Annotated in this window: 17 protein-coding genes; 3 read left to right on the top strand and 14 right to left on the bottom strand. The window is 39.9% G+C overall.

The annotated features are described in order from the left end of the window. A partial coding sequence (locus tag NW213_RS10045) for a hypothetical protein (RefSeq protein ID WP_258322672.1) occupies positions 1-190 on the top strand: 190 nt, incomplete at its 5' end. Positions 191-416: 226 nt separating this feature from the next. Then, complete coding sequence (locus tag NW213_RS10040) at positions 417-3,173, top strand: substrate-binding domain-containing protein (RefSeq protein WP_258322671.1); 2,757 nt, start codon at positions 417-419, stop codon at positions 3,171-3,173. A 46-nt stretch (positions 3,174-3,219) separates the two neighbouring features. On the opposite strand, the gene NW213_RS10035 is transcribed toward NW213_RS10040, so the two are convergent. The 14 genes from NW213_RS10035 to NW213_RS09970 form a co-directional block, all read right to left on the bottom strand. After that, positions 3,220-3,498: a Txe/YoeB family addiction module toxin gene (locus NW213_RS10035; RefSeq protein ID WP_375338134.1), complete on the bottom strand. Its 279-nt coding sequence runs from the start codon at positions 3,496-3,498 to the stop codon at positions 3,220-3,222. After that, positions 3,498-3,812 carry a hypothetical protein gene (locus tag NW213_RS10030; RefSeq protein WP_258322669.1) on the bottom strand — a complete coding sequence of 105 codons (315 nt, stop codon included), beginning with the start codon at positions 3,810-3,812 and terminating at the stop codon, positions 3,498-3,500. The genes NW213_RS10035 and NW213_RS10030 overlap by 1 nt, the downstream gene beginning before the upstream one ends. 140 nt (positions 3,813-3,952) lie before the next feature. Next, a complete protein-coding gene (locus NW213_RS10025; RefSeq protein WP_258322668.1) occupies positions 3,953-4,831 on the bottom strand; it encodes a carbohydrate kinase in 879 nt (292 codons plus the stop codon). Positions 4,832-4,938: 107 nt separating this feature from the next. Then, positions 4,939-6,102 (bottom strand): MFS transporter, encoded by a 1,164-nt coding sequence (locus NW213_RS10020; RefSeq protein ID WP_235326520.1) that lies wholly within the window; start codon positions 6,100-6,102, stop codon positions 4,939-4,941. A 5-nt stretch (positions 6,103-6,107) separates the two neighbouring features. Beyond that, entirely contained in the window at positions 6,108-7,976 is a 1,869-nt protein-coding gene (locus tag NW213_RS10015; protein ID WP_258322667.1) for a GH32 C-terminal domain-containing protein, read from the bottom strand. 95 nt (positions 7,977-8,071) lie between these two features. After that, positions 8,072-10,417: a TonB-dependent receptor gene (locus tag NW213_RS10010; protein ID WP_258322666.1), complete on the bottom strand. Its 2,346-nt coding sequence runs from the start codon at positions 10,415-10,417 to the stop codon at positions 8,072-8,074. A 202-nt stretch (positions 10,418-10,619) separates the two neighbouring features. Then, the gene (locus NW213_RS10005; RefSeq protein ID WP_258322665.1) at positions 10,620-11,498 is read right to left on the bottom strand and encodes a carbohydrate kinase; all 879 of its coding nucleotides are present in this window, start codon (positions 11,496-11,498) and stop codon (positions 10,620-10,622) included. Between the two features lie 6 nt (positions 11,499-11,504). Further along, the gene (locus NW213_RS10000) at positions 11,505-12,659 is read right to left on the bottom strand and encodes an MFS transporter (protein WP_258322664.1); all 1,155 of its coding nucleotides are present in this window, start codon (positions 12,657-12,659) and stop codon (positions 11,505-11,507) included. A 1-nt stretch (position 12,660) separates the two neighbouring features. Further along, positions 12,661-14,448: a GH32 C-terminal domain-containing protein gene (locus NW213_RS09995; RefSeq protein WP_258322663.1), complete on the bottom strand. Its 1,788-nt coding sequence runs from the start codon at positions 14,446-14,448 to the stop codon at positions 12,661-12,663. A gap of 42 nt (positions 14,449-14,490) precedes the next feature. Beyond that, the gene (locus NW213_RS09990; protein WP_258322662.1) at positions 14,491-16,419 is read right to left on the bottom strand and encodes a glycoside hydrolase family 32 protein; all 1,929 of its coding nucleotides are present in this window, start codon (positions 16,417-16,419) and stop codon (positions 14,491-14,493) included. Positions 16,420-16,556: 137 nt separating this feature from the next. Beyond that, positions 16,557-18,131 (bottom strand): glycoside hydrolase family 32 protein, encoded by a 1,575-nt coding sequence (locus NW213_RS09985; protein WP_204394523.1) that lies wholly within the window; start codon positions 18,129-18,131, stop codon positions 16,557-16,559. 20 nt (positions 18,132-18,151) lie between these two features. Continuing rightward, a complete protein-coding gene (locus NW213_RS09980; RefSeq protein WP_204394525.1) occupies positions 18,152-19,552 on the bottom strand; it encodes a DUF4960 domain-containing protein in 1,401 nt (466 codons plus the stop codon). Between the two features lie 24 nt (positions 19,553-19,576). Beyond that, entirely contained in the window at positions 19,577-21,310 is a 1,734-nt protein-coding gene (locus NW213_RS09975) for a RagB/SusD family nutrient uptake outer membrane protein (RefSeq protein WP_258322661.1), read from the bottom strand. Positions 21,311-21,358: 48 nt separating this feature from the next. Continuing rightward, complete coding sequence (locus tag NW213_RS09970) at positions 21,359-24,409, bottom strand: SusC/RagA family TonB-linked outer membrane protein (RefSeq protein ID WP_375338133.1); 3,051 nt, start codon at positions 24,407-24,409, stop codon at positions 21,359-21,361. Positions 24,410-24,851: 442 nt separating this feature from the next. On the opposite strand from NW213_RS09970, the gene NW213_RS09965 reads away from it, so the two are divergent. Further along, positions 24,852-26,135: a voltage-gated chloride channel family protein gene (locus NW213_RS09965; RefSeq protein WP_258322659.1), complete on the top strand. Its 1,284-nt coding sequence runs from the start codon at positions 24,852-24,854 to the stop codon at positions 26,133-26,135. Positions 26,136-26,148: the final 13 nt, after the last annotated feature.

Below are 26,148 nucleotides of genomic sequence, written 5' to 3'. Positions count from 1 at the left end.
GGAACTTGAGAGCAAGAGCCAGGAACTTGAGAGCAAGAGCCAGGAACTTGAGAGCAAGAGCCAGGAACTAATTTCTAAAAATAAAATGCTAGGAAATATGATAAGCCTCTTAAGGAAACAAGGGCTATCCGATGAAGATATTGCTAAAGAGCTGAATATAGGAATTAATAAACTAGCGGAATATGTATAAAAAAGTGAAATAGATATTGTATCTCACATTGTATTTACGCTTAGCAAACATTGTATGCATACTGCTTGAATGTAGTTTTGAAAATCATACATGTTCACTAAGCGTTATTTTTACTCACCTATAGAAGAGATACAGCCCCCTATACTACATTTGTAAATATTGTATTTATTGATTACTTTTGCATAATAGACAGTAGAATAAATACCAATATACCTAACCCAATAAGATGAAACACAGCAGAATCAAACATATCGCAGGCAATGTCTGTATAACCCTTTCGTTTTTTCTGTTATTATTTATTTCATCATGTTCTAAATCCGAACATGATTTCATTATCGGTGTATCGCAATGTAGCGATGATGAGTGGAGAAACCGAATGAACGACGAGATAAAGCGTGAAGCACTCTTCTACCCTAATCTGAAAATTGAAATAAAGACTGTAAAAGACAATAGTAAAGAACAGATAGAAGATATAGAAGAATTCATTTCAGAAGGAGTTGATCTGCTTATTGTATCACCCAACGAAGCAAAAGCCATTACCCCTGTAGTGGAAAAGGCTTACGATGGGGGTATCCCTGTAGTATTGGTGGACAGGAAAATAGCTTCCGACAAATATACGGCATTTGTTGGAGGTGATAATTATCTGATGGGAGAACAGGTAGGAACATACATAGCCAACAGACTTAACGGAAAAGGCAGAATAGTTGAACTGACCGGACTAAAAGGCTCCACTCCAGCCCTGGAAAGACACAAAGGAATGAACGATGTTCTGAAAAATTATCCTTCTATCGAAATAATTGCTACGGCTGATGCCGCATGGCTGAAAGCAAATGCAGAAAACAAGTTTGATTCAATTCTTTCAATATACAAAGATATCGATCTGGTATTTGCACAAAATGACCCGATGGCTGCCGGTGCCTACGAAGCAGCCAGAAAAAAAGGACGTGAAAAAGAAATGCTCTTTGTCGGTGTTGACGCCCTGGCTGGCGAAAAGCTTGGTGTCGAACTGGTAACCGACAGTATTCTTGACGCTACGTTTATATACCCTACAGGAGGTGACAAAGCTATCCAGGTAGCTATGAACATCTTGGAAAAGAAGAAATACGAAAGGGAAAATCTACTATCATCGGCACTTGTAAACGCCGGAAATGCCAGAATCATGCAGATGCAGACATCACATATCAAGACTTTGGACGGCAAGATTAAAATACTAAATGAAAAACTTGATACTTACCTTATAAGATATTCATCACAAAAGATGTTTCTGTATGCATGTATAGTAATAGCCATTCTACTGGCAGTTTTACTGTTCTTTGTAGTCAGGGCATACTGGACCAAAATTAGACTTAATACGGAACTTGCCGAACAGAAACAACAATTGGAAGAGCAAAGGGATCAGCTTATTGACCTTTCACAGAAACTTGAAGAAGCTACAAAAGCAAAACTGTCTTTCTTCACAAATGTATCTCATGATTTCCGTACTCCTCTCACTCTTATAGCCGATCCTGTGAAACGGTTGATGGAAAGCAAAAACATTAAAGAAGAAGAGAAATTCCTACTCAACATTATAAACAAGAATGTTACCGTTCTACTCAGACTGATAAATCAAATAATGGATTTCCGTAAATTTGAAAACGGAAAGCTGGAAATGCATCTCTCTGAATTCAACATAATGGACTGTATGAAAGAATGGGCAGAGGCGTTTCGTACATTAAGCTACAGAAAACATATCACATTCAGGTTTAATGCAGAAGAAGGCGATTATAACATCATAGCAGATGCAGAGATGATGGAAAGAATAACCTATAACCTGTTGTCGAATGCTTTCAAATTTACACCCGAAAACGGCTGTATAAGCATCTGCTTACGCAGGGGTACTGATAACAAGATTACAATGAGATTTACTGACACTGGCGCAGGTATGCCTGCAGAACACGTAAAACATATTTTCGAGAGTTTCTACCAGATAGACGTACATCATGCCGGTTCAGGAATAGGTCTTGCACTTGTTAAAGCATTTGTTGAAATGCATCATGGCGAGATTAATGTGGAAAGCACTGAAGGTAGCGGTACTGTATTCACTATCTGTATTCCTGTAAAACAGGATGGAACCGTAACGGGAAGTGTTGACCGTAAAGCTCTGCTTAACAACCTTAAAGAAGGAGCTGTAGTTATGGCAGATCAGGAAAGTCTTAAGGCAGAAAATAATAATGCAGGCAAAAAAGATGTATCGAAAGGTATAGTGCTTGTTATTGACGACAATCAGGATGTCAGGGACTACGTGAAATCGTTACTGGAGGGTGAATATTCTGTAATGGAAGCTGGTAATGGCGAAGAAGGATTGAAACTTGCTATTGCCGGAGTGCCAGACATAATAATCTGTGATGTGATGATGCCAGTAATGGACGGTATGGAATGTTGCCGCCGTCTGAAAGCTGAGCCACGCACATCACACATTCCTGTAATGATGCTCACGGCATACTCAATGGACGAACAGAAGATAAAAGGATATGAATGTGGTGCGGACTCATACATATCCAAACCTTTCAGTTCTGAACTTCTGATGGCAAGACTACATAATCTTATAGATAACCGTAAAAGGCTGAAGGATTTCTTCGGAGACAAGACATTGACCAATGCTACTCCTCTGGCAGATGCAGACAAAGGTTTTGTGGAAAAGCTGCGCCGTCTGATTGAAGAAAATATCGGTAATGCTGATTTCAGCGTAGAAGATATGGGAGAACAGATAGGATTCAGCCGCGTTCAGCTGTACAGAAAGGCTAAAGCATTGACAGGATATACACCTAACGAGTTGTTAAGGATAGCAAGGCTTAACAAGGCAAATGCTATAATAAAGACTTCAAGCGAAAAAAGTATATCGGAAATAGCATACGAAGTGGGATTTTCATCGCCATCATACTTCACGAAATGCTATAAAGAGTTTTTTGGGGAAAATCCTACGGATGTATTAAGGAAAAAATAATAATCTTTTTAATTGACGAGCTGACTAACTAGTCGTCAATTAAATTCTATTTCATACCATAATGACCTTTTGCGGAAACTACCACAACAGTAACAGTTTCTTCTTCAATGGTATAAATCAAACGATTGTATTTATCAATTCTTCTGCTCCAGAAACCGGAAAGATTTCCTTTCAAGGCCTCAACCTGACCGGTACCTGATGTAGGATGTTCTTGCAGCTCAACAAGAAGTTTTCGGATTTTAATTATAGCTGAAGTATTTCCACTTTTCTTTAATAAGGCTATATCATCTGCAGCCCTATCACTGATTTCAACGATATACATTATCAAAGGTTATTTATGAAATTATTTATATCATCAACAGATTTCAGTACTACCTTTGATTTTGTTTTTCCCCTCTTATACTCATTTACTCTTTCAACCGTTTCATTCAGATTTTCAGGATAAGAGAAAAATTCATCATCACTCGGGCTGGGACTCTGTACCTCTAATTGTAATGTATCGGCTTTTGCTACAAGAATATTCTCAATATATGCCTTTAGGCTTTTTCCTTGTGATGCAGCCATTATGGAAAGTTTCTGTAATGTTTCTACAGGTAAGTCTATATTCTTTCTTTTCTTTTGTAAAGCAACTGTTACCATAATCATATATTTTCTGCAAATATATATAATATACATGATATATATCATATACATTATATTATTTAATCCTAAATATATAAAAAAGCAAGTTGACGAGACCAGAACCTCGTCAACTTGCCAACTTATATATTTGTTACATATTAGTCCAGATACACATCCGGCAACACAGGCATGGCGCCGTTCTGCGTACATACGTATGCAGAGACTTTTACTGCAAGCTCGTGAGCCTCACGTACTGACTTTCCTTTAAGAATTGAGGCTACGAATGTAGCGGTAAAAGAATCACCTGCACCAACAGTATCAGCAACAACAACCTTTGGAGTCTCTACGAAAGAAATACTGCCCGGAGTAAATACATAACTACCGTTCACACCACAAGTCAGGATCAACATCTTCAAGTTATACTTGGCCAGGAGAATCCAGCACTTATCCTGAAGATCAATACCTGGATAACCGAACATACGGCTAACTGTCACCAGTTCCTCATCATTTATCTTCAGTATATTGCACTTACGGAATGAATTGCAAAGTATTTCCTTTGTATAAAAACCCTGACGAAGATTTATATCAAATATCTTCAATATATCATCACCTTCGGGCATAGCGTCTATAAAACGGTTGATTGTCTCACGAGACACGACACTGCGCTGTGCCAAGGAACCGAAACATACGGCACGGGTATGACGGGCCAAATCTTCAAGGGCAGGAGAAAACGGAATATTATCCCATGCAACACCTTCCTTTATGTCATAACAAGGCACACCTTCGGCATCAAGTTCTACCTGTACGGTTCCTGTAGGATAAGGAACTGTCTCTACTATTCCGTAAAGTTTCTTTTCACGGAAATTTTCAAGTATTTCTGCACCTAGTTTGTCATCACCTACAGCACTTACTATGCGGCTGTTAAGGCCGAATTGTGAAATATGATATGCAAAATTTGCAGGGGCACCACCCAATTTCTTTCCTTCCGGAAGCACATCCCATAGCGCTTCACCCATTCCTACTACTATATCGTTCATGATATTCAATTAAGTCAATTAAGAATTAAAAATTAAGAATTAAGAACCGACGGTCAACGTAGTTAATCAAGAACCGACGGGCGACAAAGCTAATTAATGAGCACTACTCATTTTTTCAATTTCATGGTGTAGAAGAGCAAGTAGATAACTCCTACTGCCATTACTGCTACTGCTCCGTCCTGACCGGCTGCATCGGAAGCAAATCCCATAAGCAATGGGAACACTGTTCCACCGAAAAGACCCATTATCATCAAACCTGATATCTCGTTTTTCTTTTCTGGCATTGAAAGAAGAGCCTGAGAGAATATTATCGAGAATACATTTGAATTACCGAAACCTATCAATGCGATGGATGTGTATATAACTGAATCGGCATCTGAAGTCAACAGACCTACCATTGCTGCAAGCATACAGAGTACACTTATAAGGAAAAACGAACGGGCTGAAACTTTCTGAAGGATAATAGAACCGGAGAAACAGCCGATAGTCCTGAAGATGAAATAAAGGCTGGTTGCAAAAGAAGCCTCATCAAGGCTCATGCCAAGACGTTCCATCAATATCTTTGGAGCTGTGGTATTCGTTCCCACATCGATTCCGACATGACACATTATGCCGACGAAACAAAGCAGGATAAAAGGAGAACCTAGAAGTTTAAAACAATCGGCAAAACCGGATGCCTTGTCGGGACGTTCTTCTTCTATAGGAGTAGCGCCTAGCCAAAGTACGGCTATAACAGCTATTATCATGTATATAGGGAAGAGAATTCTCCAGCCAAGACCAAATGTAGGCATGGCCTGAGTAGCTCCCCACATGGCGATGTATGGTGCCAGGAATGAAGCTATGGCTTTTACGAACTGTCCGAATGTCAAAGAACTGGCAAGTTTATCTCCACTGATGATATTACTTAACAGCGGATTCAATGATGTCTGCATAAGGGCATTTCCTATGCCTAACAAAGAGAATGAACAGAGCATCAGCATATAGCTGTCACCGAATATAGGCAGGAGCAATGAAGCGAATGTCACTACAAGACTCAACAGTACTGTTTTCTTGCGGCCTATACGGTTCATCAAAATTCCCGTCGGTACTGAAAATATCAGAAACCAGAAGAATACCAAGGAAGGGAAGATATTGGCTTGAGAATCACTCAAGCCAAGGTCTGCCTTCACATAATTGGATGCTATTCCCACCAGGTCAACAAAGCCCATGGCGAAAAAGCAGAGCATCACAGGGATTAGTCGGGAAAGGTTATTTTGTGAAGTGGTATTCATAACTATTATAATCCTAATTTATGAATACTCAAGTTCTTAACCTCTGCCTTACCACCCTCTGTATAGAAACGAAGAGAATTATATACTTCTGTCGGGAATACAAGATTTGTCATTGCTATACGTCCTCCGTCAACGAAAAGTTCTACAGAACATTTGTCAACGAAAACATTAAGATGATATGACTTACCTTCACACAATGAAAGTGGTGCCCATGTTCCCAAAGCAAAATCATTGATATAGTTTATAGATTCTGTCTTGCGGCGGTCATGATTTTCCTTGAAGTGTGGTTCGGCTTTCTCACCAAAAGCGATCAAACCGCTTTCAGTACGATCCATCACAGCACGACCGGATTTCAGATCAAGATAGATTTTTGTCTTCTCACCTTTGGCATTCATTATGTCGAAACCTACTGTCTGAGCCCTACCTGGAACGATATCCATTTCCAATTCAACACCGCTGTTCAATCCGTCAGTTATACTGTCTATTACAGTTTCACCTTCTACAGAAAGACTTTCTATATTGCGTGTTGACTTGCGAAGAGCTTCAGTTTCTTTCACTACATTTGCAGCCATGTAGATTTCACCATTCTTTGTATAAAGAGAAAGTTCTCTTGGCAATGCGTTTGCTCCACGATATTGGCGTATAGGAGTTACGTTGGCGTACTGCCAGTTGCTCATCCATGGAACTGCTATTATACGGTCACCTGTATTTGAGAAACAAACTGTAGCATAGTGATCTTTACCGAAATCAAGCCATTTAGTTACGCTCTTGTCTGTATCGCATTTGAATTCTTTTCCGTCGAAATCACCAATGAAATATTCAGTAGCGCTACCACCGAAAGGACATCCCGGATTGATGTTTACTATCATAACCCACTTCATGTTGTCTTTGTTGCCGTCGACAGGAAGCTGAATGAAGTCAGGACATTCAAACTGGTTGGGCTGTACGCCGTAGCCTTCGCCAAACTGGCTAAGGTATTCCCACTGCTTGAGGTCTGTAGATGAATAGAAACGCATGTTCTTGTCTGCAGAGACTATCATGTACCATTTCTGTGCAGGTTCGTACCAGAACACTTTAGGGTCGCGGAAATCCTTCAATCCGTCAAACGGAGTAAGGATAGGATTATTCTCGTATTTTGTATATGTACGTCCGTTGTCGTTGCTATATGCCATGCACTGTATCTGTCCGTGCTCGTCACTGGCAGATGTATAGAATGCTATCATGGCATCTTTGCCGTAGCCTGCGCTGTTATTCTTGTCTATAACTGTACTTCCTGAGAAGATATGTCCCAATGTATCGCGTGCGATAGCCGGGTCTAGATGTTGCCAGTGTACCAGGTCTTTACTTACAGAGTGTCCCCAGTGCATATTTCCCCATTTTGAGCCATAAGGGTTATACTGGAAATAAAGATGATATTCACCATCCTTGTAAACAAGTCCGTTAGCATCGTTCATCCATCCGTAAAGCGGAGTGTGATGATATTCAGGACGGTAATAATCAGTATTCGATGTATCGAATGTATCAGCAAGAGAGATATTATCCCAGCATACCGCATTGGCAGCTACACGTCCGATAGTAACAACTGCTTCCTTTACTCCCTGTGGTAATGCGAAAGGTACGTAATATTCTACGCTGTCAACAGCCAGACGAACGTCCATTGCCATATCTGCAGGACTTCCTGTGTCAAGTTTCACTTTACCCTCATTACAAGATTCCTGAATAGGAAGGATAAGATATTTTGAAGGATTAGTAATATGTACTATTGTTAGAGTATCACCCTGATGTTCAAAGGTAAGACCACTCTTCTGTGGCTGACATGCAGTAAAGGAAACAGCTACCATAGCCACTGCCAGATGATTGATAATCTTTTTCATGGTTGTATATTTTTAATTAGTTTATTTTTAGTGGATTTATTGAAATTATAGAAGTTAATTCAGTTAAAGGAACCAACTTCTATAACCTATTTTTATCAGAATTTCAAGCTTGCAGTAAATTCTACAGTGAACGGACGGATATAGCTACCTGCCATTACATGTCCTGCATACTGTCCTGCATCTTCTTTTTCGATAAGTTCAGCACCTGCTATACTACCTTTTGCTCCTGTCTGGTTAAGGAAGTTGACAACAGTACATCCAAGAGCCAGTTTCTTGTTAACCTGCCAATTCAAACCACCGAATGTTTCCCAACGACCGTTGAAATAATATGCATCATTGATGTTTGCATATGTCTTGCTGAAATAACGGAAGCTTGTCCAGATTTTCAGGTCTTTTGTAATCATATAACTTGGGTCGATTTCAACAATCACCTGTGGAATTTCAGCTACGATATTTCCTGTTGCATTGATACTTCCTACATAATTGTCTGAGAATGTAACTGAAGTTTCATATTTCTTGTAAGTCGGTTTCTGATATGTGAACAGGAAGTGAAGATCAAATCCCTTGAACGGACGTGCTACAACGTCAGTTGTCCATCCCAATGTCTTGATATCGTATGTCAGAGGAGCAGCCATGATTTCAGTCTGTCCTGCATCTGTTTTATGCTGGAGATTCAAAGTTGAGTTATTGTTTGTCTTTGAAATATATGAGAAGAGTGATGTCAAACTCAACCATTCATTGTTGTAATATATTCCGGCACGTCCCAGAGGTACAGAAATTTTGTCAACGTTAGGCAATGTAGCCGGAGCGAAATTCTCAATCTTCGGATGCTGTGTGATGTAAGTGAAGTCACCTGTGAAACCGAACTGTTTTGTCAACTTATATGTTGCAGCTGCAGTAAGAGCATAGTTCAACCAGTCATAGCTCATAGGAGTTGCAGCAATTTTTGTAACACCGTCAGGAGCTGTTGCACCAAGATTATAATTTGCGAAGCGTCCTACATAATTACCATTTGCATCTTTTACAGCTGCATTCTCACCACGCAATGCCTGATATTCAAGACGTGCACCGTAGTAAACATTCAGGAAATCTGTGATATCCCAGTCATGAGTAAAGTAAAGTGCCAGTTTGTTTTCATATCCGTTGTAATACTCCGAAGCATTTTTGTTCAGGTCGTAATAATAACCATTGCCTGAGTATGTGCGGCTAGCATATGAAGCATAATCTGTATTGTACAGTCTTACAGGATAGCTGCCGTCTGATGGAACAGACTGATCGTACATTGTTGTACTTGAGCTGTAATCTACATCGTAATACCATTCGTTAAGACCTAATCTCCATGTACCATTGCTCAATTTTCTGGAAAGCTCTGTAGTAAACATGAATGAATCGATAAATCCACGGTTCAGACATGACATTCGGCTCTGTACATATTCGCCTGTATAAGGCTGCATGCTTCCATCGGCTGCTTCGTACTGATAATTGATACCTGCTTCGTTTTTGTCAAGTGACATCGGTGACTGATATACCAGCGAACCGGTAGAATGATCATACTTCATAACTGTCTTCCAGTTCAAGCCGTTGTCCCATGAATAATCGTTCATCAATGTCACTACATGACCGATATTTTCTGTAGCATCGTATAAGTTAGTCTTTTTCACTTCTCCTGTACGCATGTCACGATACACCATTTCATTATCCATAGGAAGATATGATGTAGTACCGAGAGTAAAATCGCCGAATTCACGTACACTACCGTCGCCTACATATACGAATGGAGCAGACTGAGTGGCAAATGTATATACCGGATGGCTCTTTGAGAAATTATAAAGTGCAGTGAAAGCACCTCTGTTATTATTATATTTCTTTGTGATTGCAAATTTATATATCTGTGTACGGTCCTGGAACGGAGTTGCCTTAATATCGAATGTTCCCGGATCGAAGTCCTGATACATGCTGGCGCTGTATAACCAACCTTTACCAAGTCCGCCGTTAAGGTTAAGCGAAACTTCCTGCATTCCGAAGTGATTGGTCTTATAATTCAAAGTACCGTTGAATTTGTCCTGACCAAGCTGAGTAAAAGAGTTTACGGCATAACCGATGTTACCTGTAGTCACAGCTGTTTCTGAGATTTTAAGCAATCCCACATGGCTAAGGCTGGCATCAGCACGCCAAAGAGAGTTCACACTGTGAGGGTTAGTAGCATAAGTAACGGGAATACCGTTTTCAAGAACGTTCACATCGGCCGAAGGAAGACCAATCTGGATTTCACGAGGACCGTTAGCACTTGCGGCATTAAGCATAACGTTTCTGTTTGCTTCTTCCTTTTTGCTGTCACTGTTTTCATTTTTCTCTTGTGCATAAGAAGTTGCACATGCAATGGCAAGTAATAGTACTGCCGAATTCATTCTCTTCAATAGTTGTTTCTGTTCTGCCTTCATAGCATTCACATTGTTCTAGTAGTTTATGTTTTTTGCAAATGTATGAAGAAGTAAAACAAAGATTTATAACAAATGTTTCATACAAAATAAAAAATGTTTCATGCAACATTTGTATATGTACATGAAACATTTTTAGGAAGATACTAATCTTTCTAATTTTAAGACATAAAACCCTATTAAACAATAAAATGCTCTTAACTTCTTAGTCCAGATATACATCTGGCAGTACAGGCATTGCACCATTCTGTGTACATACGTATGCCGACACTTTTACAGCAAGCTCATGAGCCTCACGTACTGACTTTCCTTTAAGAATGGAAGCTACAAATGTAGCGGTAAAGGAATCACCTGCCCCTACTGTGTCGGCTACAACTACTTTCGGTGTCTCTACAAATGAAACACTGCCGGGAGTAAATACATAACTGCCGTTCACTCCGCAAGTCAGTATCAGCATCTTCAAGTTATATTTGGCAAGGAGAATCCAGCATTTGTCCTGAAGGTCAATACCGGGATATCCGAACATACGGCTCACTGTAACGAGCTCTTCATCATTTATCTTAAGTATATTACACTTACTGAATGAATGGCAAAGGATTTCCTTGGTATAAAAGCCCTGACGAAGATTGATATCAAATATCTTCAATATATCATCACCTTCGGGCATAGCGTCAAGGAAACGGTTGATTGTCTCACGAGACACGACACTACGTTGCGCCAAAGAGCCGAAACATACCGCACGCGTATGGCGAGCCAAATCTTCAAGAGCTGGAGTAAAAGGTACATTATCCCATGCAACGCCTTCCTTTATGTCATAACAGGGAACACCTTCGGCATCAAGCTCCACCTGAACGGTTCCTGTAGGATAAGGTACTATCTCTACTATTCCGAAAAGTTTCTTTTCACGGAAGTTTTCAAGTATTTCGGTGCCAAGTTTGTCATCGCCTACGGCACTTACTACACGGCTGTTAAGACCGAACTGTGATATATGGTATGCAAAGTTTGCAGGGGCACCACCCAATTTCTTTCCTTCAGGAAGCACATCCCATAGTGCTTCACCCATTCCTACTACTAAATCATTCATAATGTGTTATTTTTTAAGTTTCATGGTATAAATCAATAAATAAATCACTCCTACTGCCATTACAGCTACAGCTCCGTCCTGACCGGCTGCATCAGAGGCAAATCCCATAAACAAAGGGAATACTGTTCCACCGAAAAGACCCATTATCATCAGACCTGATATCTCGTTCTTCTTTTCAGGCATTGAAAGCAAAGCCTGGGAGAAGATTATTGAGAAGACATTTGAATTGCCGAAACCTATCAGAGCGATTGATGTATATATCACTGAATCGACATCAGAAGTCAGCAGTCCAACCATGGCAGCAAGCATACAGAGTACACTTATAAGGAAAAACGAACGAGCTGAAACTTTCTGAAGGATAATAGAACCGGAGAAACAGCCGATGGTCCTGAAGATGAAATAAAGGCTGGTCGCAAAAGAAGCCTCATCAAGGCTCATGCCAAGACGTTCCATCAATATCTTTGGAGCTGTAGTATTGGTCCCGACATCTATACCTACATGACACATTATACCGACAAAACAAAGCAGGATGAAAGGAGAACCAAGAAGTTTAAGACAATCGGCAAAACCGGATGCCTTGTCAGGACGTTCTTCTTCTATTGGTGTAGCAGAAAGCCAGAGAACAGCTATTACGGCTATTATCATATAGATGGGGAAAAGCACACGCCATCCCAAGCCGAAACTTGGCATTGCCTGAGTGGCTCCCCACATGGCTATGTAAGGGGCCAGGAATGAAGCTATGGCTTTTACGAACTGTCCGAATGTCAAGGAACTGGCAAGTTTATCTCCACTTATAATGTTGCTTAACAGCGGATTCAATGATGTCTGCATAAGGGCATTTCCTATACCCAACAAGGAGAATGAACAGAGCATCAGCATGTAACTGTCGCCGAATATTGGCAGAAGTAATGAAGCAAATGTTACAACAAGGCTTAACAGTACTGTTTTCTTACGGCCTATACGGTTCATCAGAATTCCGGTCGGCACCGAGAATATAAGAAACCAGAAGAATACCAAGGAAGGGAAGATGTTGGCCTGAGAATCACTCAAGCCAAGATCTGCCTTCACATAATTGGATGCTATTCCCACCAGGTCAACAAAACCCATGGCGAAGAAACAAAGCATCACGGGAATTAATTTATTTAGTTTTACTGTAGCCATATTACTTTATCTGATATATATTTATATTTTTAACCTTATACCTATTGCCGTCACTTTCAAATCTAATCATATCGTATGGTACTGACGGGAACACACAGTTCGTCATCACAAATTTTCCATTGTCAACAAAAGCTTCTATACTAGATTTATCTACAAACAGACGAAGTTTAAGTTCTTTTGATTTGCTTAAAGACATTTCTGTCACTGCAGGAAAATCATTGCTGAAAGATACTTCACCACTCTTTGTACGGTCTATTGCAAAAGTCTTTTTCAGTACATCATATGTCATCAGGACTTTCTCTCCTTTTCCATTGGAAAGAACAAATGAGACTTCTTTTGACTTTCCCGGATTTATTGATAGCTCTACTTCGTAAGTTCCGTTATCACTTTGAGGTGACAGTGATATTGTTTCCGCTTTGGCTACATTTACCGTTTTTATCTGTCTGCCATCCTTTCTGGCTTCAAGCATCTCCTTGCAAGGTTCTGACTTAAGGAATATGCTTCCATCCTGTTTGAAAAGAGACAAATCTCTGGCTATGGTGTTTGCGCTGCGGTACTGAAGTGTCGGAACATTGTTTGCATACTGCCAGTTACTCATCCATCCTATGGCTATACATCTTCCATCGGGAGCATTGTTCCATGTCACTGTAGCATAATGGTCTTTACCGTAATCCATCCATTTGGTTTCTTCAGGATAATTGTTTGTAAAAGTGCTGCCGTCAAAATCGCCTACAAAATACTGTGTAGCCGAGCCGCCGAAAGGACCTCCAGGATTGATATTGCATATAAGCACCCATTTCTTTTCCTTAGTACCTTCTACCGGGAGTTCCACCAGATCCGGACATTCCCATACTCCTCCGTGGCATCCGTGTCCTTCGCCGAATTCACTTTCCTTAGTCCAGTCCTTCAGGTTCTTTGAAGAATAAATTTCCATGTGCTGACCTACGGCAAGCATCATTACCCAATGTTCTTTTGGTGCATACCAGAACACTTTCGGGTCGCGGAAATCTTTTTCTGAGGATGTCAGGATAGGGTTATTCTCGTATTTGATGAATGTCTTTCCGTTATCAAGGCTGTATGCCATACTTTGCGTCTGGCAGTCTCCCCATGGAGTCTGCTTGGCCGAAGTATAGAATGCCACTACAGCGCCTTCGCCGAAGCCCGATGTATTGTTATGGTCAACCACGCATGAGCCGCTGAAAATTGTTCCTATGGCATCAGGAGCAATTGCAACACCTTCATTTTTCCAGTTCACCAGGTCAGTAGAAGTAGAATGTCCCCAGTGCATGTTTCCCCACATAGAGCCGTAAGGATTGTATTGGAAATACAGATGATAGACACCGTCCTTGTAGAACATTCCGTTAGGGTCGTTCATCCATCCGTATGCCGGAGTATGATGGTATGAAGGGCGGTATTTCTCTACTTCAAGCGACATATCGTCGGATTCCTCAATATCACTCCAACAAATCGAATTTGAAGGAACACCTCTAACTATCATTATAATACTGTCTTTGTCGAATTGTGACATGTCAACTGGTACATAATAATCTGTCTTGCCACGCGATAGACGCACCTTCTGAGTGTATCCAGTCAGACTACTGTTCTGATATACAAAATCTATCTCCCCTTCCGGTGCAGAATCTTCCACCGGAATTAGCAGATACTTTTTCTCTGGATTGATGTAAACGAAATTATTTTCGTTTCCAAGATTTTTAACCCTTATTGCAGAATTTGCATCCTGTATTCCCAAAGAAAATACAAGAGACATGCATAAGGTTGTGATTTTCATGCTATTCATATTTATTCTGCTATTAGTTAATACACAAATTTACTACTTTTTCCATACACTTTTAATATTCCAGGCCTTCATGGTAACTTTAGTAGTATTTCCCTTCTCTGAGTACAATTCTACTCCCGTCTGCTTGTCACCTGGGAAAGTCAGTAAGGAGAATACCAATTGCCCGTCACCTGCAAATATCTCTACACTTGACTTATCTACAAAGATATGTAATCTTAGTTTGTCGTTGGTAAGCGGAATATGTCCGTTCATTTTACGGCTGAATCTCGGAATATTCTCCGAAGTACAGTTTGTTCTGTCAACAGTCAATAATGATACATTTGAATCATATCTTATAGGAAGACTGCGTCCGTCACCGGTACAAATGTTTAGACCTACTACATCAGACTCGCAGAGAGTAAATGTTAGTTCTATCTCGTATACATTCTGTTTCGGGACGAAAGACGGTATAACCATACAGCCTTTTTTGATTACTCCATTGAATTCTTTTTTATTTGTACGCAGCTTCTTCAATTTATCAAAAGGCTCCTGAACCATACGTACCCCCTCTGGTAAGGTTTTTAAAGATATAGTACGCGGAATAGACCAGAATCCAAAACCTCTGGAGGCAGGTATTTCACCCCTCGCATAGTCCCAATTATTCATCCACCCCATCCATACAGTATCATCAAGAGTACCGTCATAATCCTTAAAAGCTCTTGCCGCATAGAAGTCACTTCCTTCATCCACCCATAAGGCATGCTCCATATTGTTAGTCTTCAGCTCGTCAGAAAACATTATATGGTCAACACTGATAAAACCGAAATCCTCACCGTCATAATCGTCATTTATTCTTATTCTGGCTTTACTTCCGATATAGTCAGAAACATTCCATCCATTCCATTTCAGATATGAAGAATTACTGCCAGTAGCAGTTCTTACTACAGAATCATTGACTAACAAATCAATACATGTCTTTCCGGGATGATTTCCGCCAGCAATAAGAAAGTTAATTGCCGATGATGATATTACAAACTCTGGAGAAATTAATGTTCCTTTCATTCTATCACCTCCACCGTATGACGAAGCCATACCCGAGCCAAGATGAGCAGAAGAGTTATTTTTCTGTGGCGACATCCAAAATGCCTCACCTTTTCTTTCCCATCCATCATAGTCCATCGCATCAAAATCAGCAAAAACCTCACCTTTGAGTCCTTTACCTTCAAGAAGGTAGTTTCTGCAATCTTCATCCGGTTCAAAAGATTTACCGTTGAAAGTACCGATAAAATACTGTCCTTTGTTCGGACCAACCGATGTCATCAACACCCATTTCTTATTGTTGGAATCTCCATCCAAAGGTAATGCATAGATATCAGGACATTCCCATATATTCTCGCACGAACCCAACTGTCCAAAATCACTCATCCAATCCCAGTGTTTCAAATCAGCTGAAGAATAGAATCTGATTTTTCTTTCTATAGGCAAAGCTATCACCATTACCCATTTCTGCTCCGGCTCATACCAGAAAACCGTAGGATCGCGAAAATCCTCATAATTTATATCAAGCACAGGATTACTGTCATAATAATGCATCAATCCGTCATCACCTTCTACAGAAAGTCCTTGCGACTGGATTTTATTTTTCTTATTTGCCATGGTATAGACAGCTACCACCTTGTCTTTGCCAAATGATGCTGTATTATTTTTGTCGACTACACAAGATCCAGTGTAATACATAAAACTGTTGTCATCGCCTACTACAGCTCTAGAAGCAGTTTCATTATAACTGGTAAAATCTTCAGTGTAAGCTCTACCCCACCAAAACAAATTAAACTTTCCTTTATTATAAATCAATCCACACGGGTCACCAATTCCACCTTTCTTGGGAGCAAAATGATAAACAGACCTGTAACTTTCATCGTACTGAGAATATGTATCTAACGAGATAAACGAAAAGACCAATAATGCAAATATTATTCTCATATCCTTTAGAATTAATAAGCTTAAGACTAGGAAATTAATAACAATGTCCAGTGTCCACGGCTGTTTATCTGTTTTAGGCTTAAACCTTTATTCAGATAAACAGCACGGAAAAAACTACTATATAGATTATCATTTATTTAATAATACATTACATTCAGATCGTTTACTGTAATATTTCCATCATAACAATTGATAGACCAGCAGTTTTTCTGCATACCATAAATTCTGTTGGTATATGCAAGTACATCATTTATATAAACTACACATACTGAATTATCTGTAAGAATTGTTATGTCGTAAACATTATCAGAAGGGGTATCAAAGAAATAGCTGTCGGCACCAGAGATGAAACCTTTTCCACCTTCTTCCTCAAAATTCAGTTTCTTTTTTGCTCCATTCTCTTCTGGATTGACAATAACACTGTAGAATTTCTCTGAATCAGTTCCACGACAGAATGAGAAACCAAATTTATCTAATGCTGTAGAAGCCGTAACTTTGAATGTTATCTTATTATGCACATTTAGTCTGTTGAATAACACGTAGCTGCCAGCAGACAAAGAATAGGTTCCGTTATTCACCTGAACACCGTTCTCAGACTGAGCCATCACCTTCGTGTCTGATGTCTTATTATACTTATTGGCAAAACCGTCAACAGGACCTAAAGTAAGAGAACCGTCCTCATGCTGGATAAGCTTATGAGCAACAAGTGCTCCAGCCCATTCAGGCTCACTGTCGCTGCTCACCTCAGTATTGTCATTACCTTTTCTCGTAGGACACCATCCCCAGATATATCTGTCAGTACCATTAGAGGCAGTCTTGCCTGCATAGAAAGCTCTCGAGTCAAGATAACCGTTATGAGTGTCAGGCCATAAAGGATTATCATCATTAGGAATCACATTTCTAAGTTCGTCCAGTGTAGCAGCCTTGAAATACTGAACCCTTCTCTCATAGACATTCTGGTCAGAATATACCAAATACCACCAACTGCCCATCTTAAAGATATCAGCACACTCATAGAATCTGCCCCAACGGTTATTTAGGAAAACACCCTTGTCGGTCCATGTCATCAAATCAGCCGATGTCAACTCTGCAAGAACCCCTTTACCGTCCTTATTAGTAGAAACTATCATGTGAAACATTCCGTCTTCGCCTTTAAACACAAATGGATCGCGAAAATTCTTCACATCATAACCATAATCACTTCCCTGAAGGTAAAGTGTTCTGTTCTTTGTCCATGTACTGAAATCGGTAGAAGTGGCAAGCATTATAACTTCCTGAGATGGTGTATGGCCTGTATAGAAAGTATAATATGTTTTGTCCGTCTCATTGTATATAGTAGAACCTGTTCCTATAGCAGCATCAGCCTCAGACTTAGACCCACATGGAACCAGTTCGTCCAATGAAGTATAAGATGTAAAATCCTTAGTAGATACACCCCATATAGGATGGTAAGTCATATCAGGATTCGGACGTAGGTCGCGAAGGTACAAAATCTTAAAGTCCTCTGCTACCGGATCATAAAAAGGCATAGGATCGCCCACAAAACCAACGTATGGCTGATAAAACGTACCGAAAGTCTTCTCTTCTGTAGGAGAAAAATAGTTTGTAGTACCATCCCAGTCCTTTTGAGTAAGGACTGGAGATTCATCATTACAGCTTGCCATTGGCAGAGTCATAGTGGCCAAAAGCATTGTATATATCATATTTTTCATAAACTGTCTAAAAAATTGAATTATTCACCTTTTAAATAATTGATTGCATTCTCGGTCATCTTTGCCACATTACCGTGATACTTGTCGGCCGACACATCCACGCCATGAGCATACCAGTCATAACATCCGGAGCCGATACATACTATTCCGCCACGTCCGTCTTTAGGAAGATACTCCCATGCAACGATAGAGCCGTCGCCACCAAATCCAATAGCCTTGCCACCATGTCTTGACTCCCAATCAGCCTGAGTAGGATAACCACCCCAGTCCGAACCTATATGCCACTGTGCAGTACTGTTCGTAATTCTGTAGCCGGCGTCACAAGTATAAACTTTATCGTTCTCTCCATCGTTCATTATCAGGTTCTGGAACAGAGCATGACCCGAATTACTTTCGATAAAGAAACTCCACGGACCAGTAGTTATCTCGCCGCTTTCTTCCACCTGTCCCCAACAGTTGTTAGGATTGTTACCGTCAAGTGTAGCCCCCAGCTTCACAGCATAGTAAGTAGCAAATCTGGTCAGTAGTAGACTTCCTCCAGCCTCGTAGAAATCCTTCATAGTCTGTATAGCAGAAAGCGAAGCCGCAGCGTTTTGGTCGAATTTCTCCATATTGTCTATTCCGCCGTCAATATGCAGATGCCACCACATAACCTTACATTCGCTCAAATCTACAACACCCTTTGCAATATCGCTGAATGAAGCATACTGTGTACCGGAAACGTTACGCAACATCCAGTTTACAGCTTCCTTCTCTTCAGGATTCAATGCATCAACATTTTCGGCAAGACCTACATAAATCACTTCTGCCGCATCGGACTGAGTAACAACTACAGTATAAGTAATTCTTGCAGTATTGTTTTCAACCACGAATTCTACTGGCGAAGAATAATCCAAAGCCGAGTAATCAGCCGGAGAAACCACAGTAGTTCCCTCGTTCATTTCCAGGCTGGCAGTAAGAGAAGCGATATTCTCCGTAGTAGGAATTCTTACAGAGATAGTATGATTATCCTGATTTATAGATCCTACATATCCATTCAGCTTGAATGACAAAATTCTTGCGTCGTCATGCTTAACGCTGATAGTATAATCAAAAAAAGCATCTCCATTAGTAACCTTCACGCTCTGCGGAAAAGAGAAATTAATCTTATCGCCTATTTTTATTGTAGCTTGCGCACCCTCCGACAGTTCCAGCTGACTGACAGTCATTGCCTTTGTATCATAAGAGTAAGGAACCCCAATAGTAATACTGCCGTTCTTATTGTCTATAACACCTTCATACTGCTCGTCGAGCACAATTTTATTTATAAATGTGTCTCCATCCAACGACAGACTTGATTTGTTCTCGTTATTGCATCCGGACATTACCACTAGAAACAATGTCAGACACAATAAATATAATTTATTTATGTATGTTTTCATAACCGTTATCTTTTAATATATTGATTACCATCCTCCACAATTCTGTTCATAAATACCGTTGCTGGCACTTATCTGTGCAAAAGGAACAGGAAGATACTCATTCTTATTTTTAGTAAAGTGCGCATTAGAGTATATAGCACACACATCAGCTTCTGCTGCATAATATGCGTTAAGAACGCTTTCTGCCTCACCCCAACGAACCAGGTCGAAGAATCTGTCAGACTCCATTGCCAGTTCCACACGACGTTCAAACTTAAGTCTCTTCAATGCTTCTTCCTGTGTAAATGTTCCATAATATGGCTCTACATCGTATTTAACTCCGTATGCCGAAGGATAATTGGCTATCATCGAAGTAGAAGTCTTAGCTCTATTTCTCACACGGTTAATCAAATCAATAGCCTCTTGAATTCTTCCATCGTTAAGCTGGATAAGAGCTTCAGCTCTCATAAGCAACACATCGGCATATCTCAATACGATATGGTTCATAGGAGTTCCCCACCAAGAACCTTTTACAAGATATTCACTTTCAGGATCTACATTCTGTTTCAGAGTGACATAATAACCGTATAGTCCGTTACTTCTGCTCCATGTAGACGATTTATCCATTATAAAGTTAGAGTTGAACTCATAAGGAAGTCCTGGCATACCTACTGTAAGGAACAGACGAGGGTCCGCATTGTCTACACTCATGTCATAATCATCATCGTTGAAATTATCAAACAGCGGATGACCGTTATTGTCTGTCTTGAAAGCGTTCACTAGGTTCTGGCTAGGTTTATAGAAGTCGCAACCACCATCTGTCACTCCCGGAATATTAGGAACGATAAGACCATTAGACCAGTTACAGTTACCGTTTGTAGTACCATCATTGATAGAATACTGCATTGCCCACAAAGATTCCTTGCCGTTCTCATACTGAGGTTCAGGACGGAAATTATTATGGAAATCACTTTCCAAGTCATAACCACCTGCATTCATGATTGAAGCCTCAGTATATTCCACGACCTTTTTCAGGTCCTCAGCATTAATGCTTGTAACTTCATTTGTTTCCGGATTATCCTGTCTGTATGCCTTATACAGATAAGTCTTTGCTAGATAAGCAGCTGCTGCACCTCTTGTAGGTCTTCCTTTATCTGCTTGAGTATCAGGAAGGTTATCAAATGCAAACTGGAAATCGTTTGCTATCTGCTGCCAGCCTTCATCATTAGTATAAACAGTATTCGACAGATTATTATATTCCTCAGGAGACATATTTTCATCGTTGGCAATTACTATCTTCTTGAAAAGCTGTTTCAAAAGGAAATGACCATGTCCGCGCAGGAATCTCATTTCTGCTATTCTCTGCTGTTTTAGCGGATAAGTGCTTTCATCCATCTGATCGAGCAACTGCAATGCAGCATTCGCACGAGAGATACAGTTATAAAGTCTTTGCCACATATCGCTGATGTTCCATGCAGTAGTCATAATACCCTGTGAAACTTCAAGGTTATGGAACACGTCACCATCTTCTGTACCGTTTCCGCCTTTATAAGCGTCGTCTGAACGAACATCATAGTTCCACATAGAGAATGATGAATTTATATCCTCGGCTGAAATCCATATAGCATATGCAGAAATCACCAGATTGTCTACATATTCAGGGTTATTAAGCTGTTCATTATCTATCGTACCTTGAGGGGTGTGACGGTCAAGGAAATCAGAGCAACCTGATGATAGTAACATTAAACTTATAATGAATATATTTATATATGTTTTCATAAGTGTATGTTTGTAAGTTATTATATTTATAAAAGTTATTCCTCAGAATCAGAAACCAACGTTGATACCGAATGTCAAGTTCATAGGGATAGGGTAACCGTAGTTAGGGTTTTCCGGATCTACACCTGTAAATTCCTTGCTTGTGATAGTAAGCACATTCTGTGCACTAAGGTACAATCTCAATCTGTCTACCTTAAACTTCTGAGATATTGATTTTGGCAAGTTATAACCTAATTGTATATTTCTTAATTTAAGGAAAGAACCGTTTTCAACGAAGTATGTTGATACTCTCTTTTCATTATTAACGTCACTTCTTGTCAATGCAGGAATATCTGATGAAGAATTATATGGAGTCCATGCATCAAGAAGACGTTTACCCTTATTCAGGAAACCGATATTCAAACCGCTCCACAAGTCTGTTTCCTTCTTCAGGTCACTGATGATATCAACACCCTGTACACCCTGCCAGAACATTGTGAAATCAAAATCCTTATATTCGAAGTACATATTCAAACCGTAGCTGAATGCAGGTGTCGGATCATAGATCCACTGCTGATCTTTTTCATTGATTACACCGTTACCGTCCAAGTCACGCCAGCGGATACGTCCTACTCCGGCACCTTCCTGTACTGCATGATTATCAACTTCTTCCTGTGATTTGAATATTCCGTCTGCCACATAACCCACTTGCGAACCATTTGCATGACCGATGACACTTTCTACACCGTTACCACCGAATGTACCGTTAGCTGCTACAGTGATAGGCAAAGCAGTAATTTTGTTTCTATAAGTAGAGATATTAGCATTGAAATCATATTTGAATCCGTTGTCGAATGTTTTTCTATGACCGATATTGAATTCGAAACCTTTATTTTCCATTTCTCCGGCATTAATCCACTGGGTAGTACCTTCTCCCATAGAAGCGATACCCGCCATCTGAACAAGGATATCAGTAGTTTTCTTATAGAACCAGTCCAAAGATCCATATACCTGCTGATTGAATAATGAGAAGTCAATACCGATATTAGTCTGAGTTGTAGTTTCCCATTTTATATCATCATTACCCAACTGATTACGTTTAAATCCAGACTGAAGAGTCTTTCCACCGTTTGTACCTTCAATATCATAAGAAGTACCGTAACTCTGACCTCCTGATTCTGTAACGCCATAGTTAGGAACATAAAGAGTATAACGTGCAGTATTAGAAATTTCCTGGTTACCAGTCTGTCCCCAAGATGCTCTCACTTTAAGGTCATCAAGCCATTCAATATCTTTCATGAATTCTTCCTGACTCATACGCCATCCCAAAGATACAGAAGGGAAAGTTGCAAAACGATTATTCTTACCGAATCTTGAAGAACCATCCCTACGTACTGTCAATGAAGCCAGATATTTGTCATCGAATGTATAGTTGAATTTACCAAAGAATGATACCAATGAATAACCATCACCAGAACCGTAAGCCTGTGCTGTACCTACTCCGGCATCAGGCCACATGAAATCAGGATTCAGAATTGAGAAATCTTCTTTATAACCAGAGAACCATGTATTGTCTTCGTTATTCAACTCAACACCAATCATAGCATCACCTCTGTGCTTGCCTTTTTCGAAGTTATAAGTAGCAACGGCATTCCACATCCATCTCATCCAATGTTCCTGTTTTGCCTCAACAGCATTCTTGTCATTGGCTACGTTACCTTCAGTGATAGGATATGTGAATATTCTCTGTTGTTTCTGAGAATAATCGATACCAAAAGTAGAACGAACATTAAATCCTTTGAATAGATTAAGGTTGATGTATGCATCACCAAACATTCTCCAATAATAATATTTTGTATCAGAATTTCTCTCAAGGCGAGCTACCGGATTTTCACGGTCAGGATAACCACCTACCGGACCTGCATATTCTCCTTCGGTAGTATATACAGGCAAAGACGGATTGGCCTGCAACACATTCTGCAAGAAACCACCAGGTGCTACTACTTCAGAAGTTCTGTTGACAGTAAAATGCTCTCCTATAGTAAGGATGTTTTCAATCAAGTTATAATCTGAATTCATACGAGCTGAAAAACGTTCGAAATCAGAAGTCTTTATAATACCATTGTTCTTATAGTATCCTAAAGAGAAATAAGACGAGCCTTTCTCAGAACCATTGCTTACAGAAAGATTGTATTGCTGTATTACACCGGTACGGCTGATTTCGTCAAACCAATCTGTATCAGCAGAAGGAACGGTATTCGCAGAATCCAAGAAACGTGACATGCTGATTCCATGCAATACAGGAATACCATTCTGGTCGTATCCCCAATTATAAGAATATCCCAAAGCATTTGTATTCGGATCCTGACCATCGTTTACATAAGCTTGCCACATAGCCTGACCATATTCTCTGGCATTGAGGACTTCCATCTTGTTTGTGTACATGGAAGCTGATACAGAAGCGTCGAAATTAACTTTAATCTGACCTTGCTTACCTTTCTTAGTTGTTACAATGATAACACCGTTTGCCGCGCGCGAACCATAGATTGAAGCAGAAGCGGCATCTTTCAACACCTGAATAGACTCGATATCGTTACCATTCAACTCATGCATACCACCCTTTGTAGGCACACCATCAATAATGTATAAAGGGTCATTGTTGTTCAATGTTCCGATACCACGGATACGGATTGTTGTTGAACCGCTTGGGTTACCGTCAGCTGTAATATTCATACCTGGAACCCTTCCCTGAAGAGCTTTCATGGGATTGTTTTCGTTCTGTTTTGAGATTTCGTCCATACTGACAACAGAAACGGCACCGGTAAGGTCAGCCTTACGTTGAGTGGTATAACCCGTTACCACAACTTCTTCAAGTACCTCTGAATCTTCATTAAGCACAATGTTCATCATGCTTTCAGCTTTAAGAGTAACTGTCTTGAAACCGACAAAAGAAACAGTGATTGAACTTCCGGAAGCAACATTCAACGTAAATTTACCGTCAAAATCAGTAATAGTACCATTGGTATTATTACCATTCTCCACTATAGTTGCTCCAATTACAGGGAAATTATCAACGGCAGAAATGACCGTTCCCTGAACAACCAAATCTTGCGCATGCATGACTATGCATATAAATAAGAAGAGCGCAATAAGAAATTTTCTTTTTATGCTTTCCATACGCATTAAATAATTAGATTATTAATATTATTGTTTTAAAAAATTCTGCTGCAAATATAGAAATGTACAAGTAAGTACGTCATAAAAAATGTTTCACACCCAATAAAAAATGTTTCATGTATCATTTTTACATAACAATGAAACATTTGTTCTAATTAAGAGATAAAGCCTATTCTAATAAACATCTGATTTTCAATACATTATAAAACAATACTAAAACATCCTATCTTTCAATCAAAAATGAACTATCATTTTAATCAAAACGAAAAGGTATTTTTTTAAAACGTCTCAATCCATAAAAAAACACTCCGTATCTTGTAACAATCTTGTTATTATATAAATCATTTGAATTACTTTTGCGGCGTATTTGATTTTTTCAAAAAAAATGAGACTTAACAGAAATATTACAAGATTGAGAACAACTCCGGAGCAACTGCCTATATTATGGTACTTGCTGAAATGGACTATTATAGGTGCAATAGCAGGTGCATTGATAGGATCGGCATCAGCTTTGCTGTTAGCTTCGCTTAACTGGGCGACCGACTATCGTGAGAATAACCTGTGGATTATAGCTTTACTACCATTAGGAGGTCTGGTCATAGGACTGATGTACCATTATTTGGCAGGAACAGCAGCTAAAGGTAATAATTTCCTGATTGAGGAGATACGTTCATCTAAAAATATCATCCCTTTCAGAATGGCACCACTGGTGTATATTGGTACAGTACTGACACATCTGTTCGGTGGTTCTGCCGGACGTGAAGGTACAGGAGTACAGATGGGTGGAGCTATAGCCGATTTCATGTCAAGACTGCTGAAAATGCATCCTTACGACAGAAAGATAATGATACAGATAGGTATAGGAGCCGGATTTGCATCAATTTTCGGAACTCCATTGGCTGGAGCTGTTTTCGCTCTTGAAGTGATAATTGTAGGAAGACTGAGATATGATGCCATACTTCCGGTTTTCCTGTCGGCCTTCTTTGCTAATTTAACATGTCATGCCTGGGGGATAGCACATACTCATTACGTCATCAACTACACACCGGACATAAACATACAGACGTTATTGATTGTACTTGTGGCAAGTATCCTTTTCGGACTGGCAGCCATGACATTCTCACGTTTCATAGAGATATGGGGTGGTCTGGCTAAAAAATTTATAAGTTATCCACCGCTGCGCCCATTTATAGGCGGTATTTTCATTGCCTTGAGTGTTTATCTGTTGGGAACTACCAAATATATAGGTCTGGGCGTACCCACAATAGTAGCTTCATTCAGCGAAGTGCAGATGTGGTATGACTTTCTTCTGAAAATACTTCTCACCACGTTCACCATCGGAGTAGGATTCAAGGGCGGAGAGGTTACTCCATTGTTCTTCGTAGGTGCCACTTTGGGTAGTGCATTATCTGCCGTACTTCCATTGGATGTTTCATTGTTGGCAGGTTTGGGCTTCGTGGCTGTATTTGCAGGCGCCACCAACACTCCAATTGCATGTACTCTGATGGGTATAGAGCTGTTTGGTGCTGATGCAGCTGTTTACATAGGTATAGCATGTGTAACTGCATATATGTTCTCCGGACATACAGGTATCTACACATCACAAGTTATAGGAAGTCCGAAACATATCATTTTCTGGAAAAAGAAAAAAGGAAAGATGTTGGACTGATACTGTTTTTTCA

Source organism: Bacteroides sp. ET336 (assembly GCF_024733815.1).
Lineage (GTDB): Bacteria > Bacteroidota > Bacteroidia > Bacteroidales > Bacteroidaceae > Phocaeicola > Phocaeicola cellulolyticus.
The sequence above is the reverse complement of the archived record's forward strand: the minus strand, read 5'-3'. Positions and strand labels throughout refer to the sequence as shown.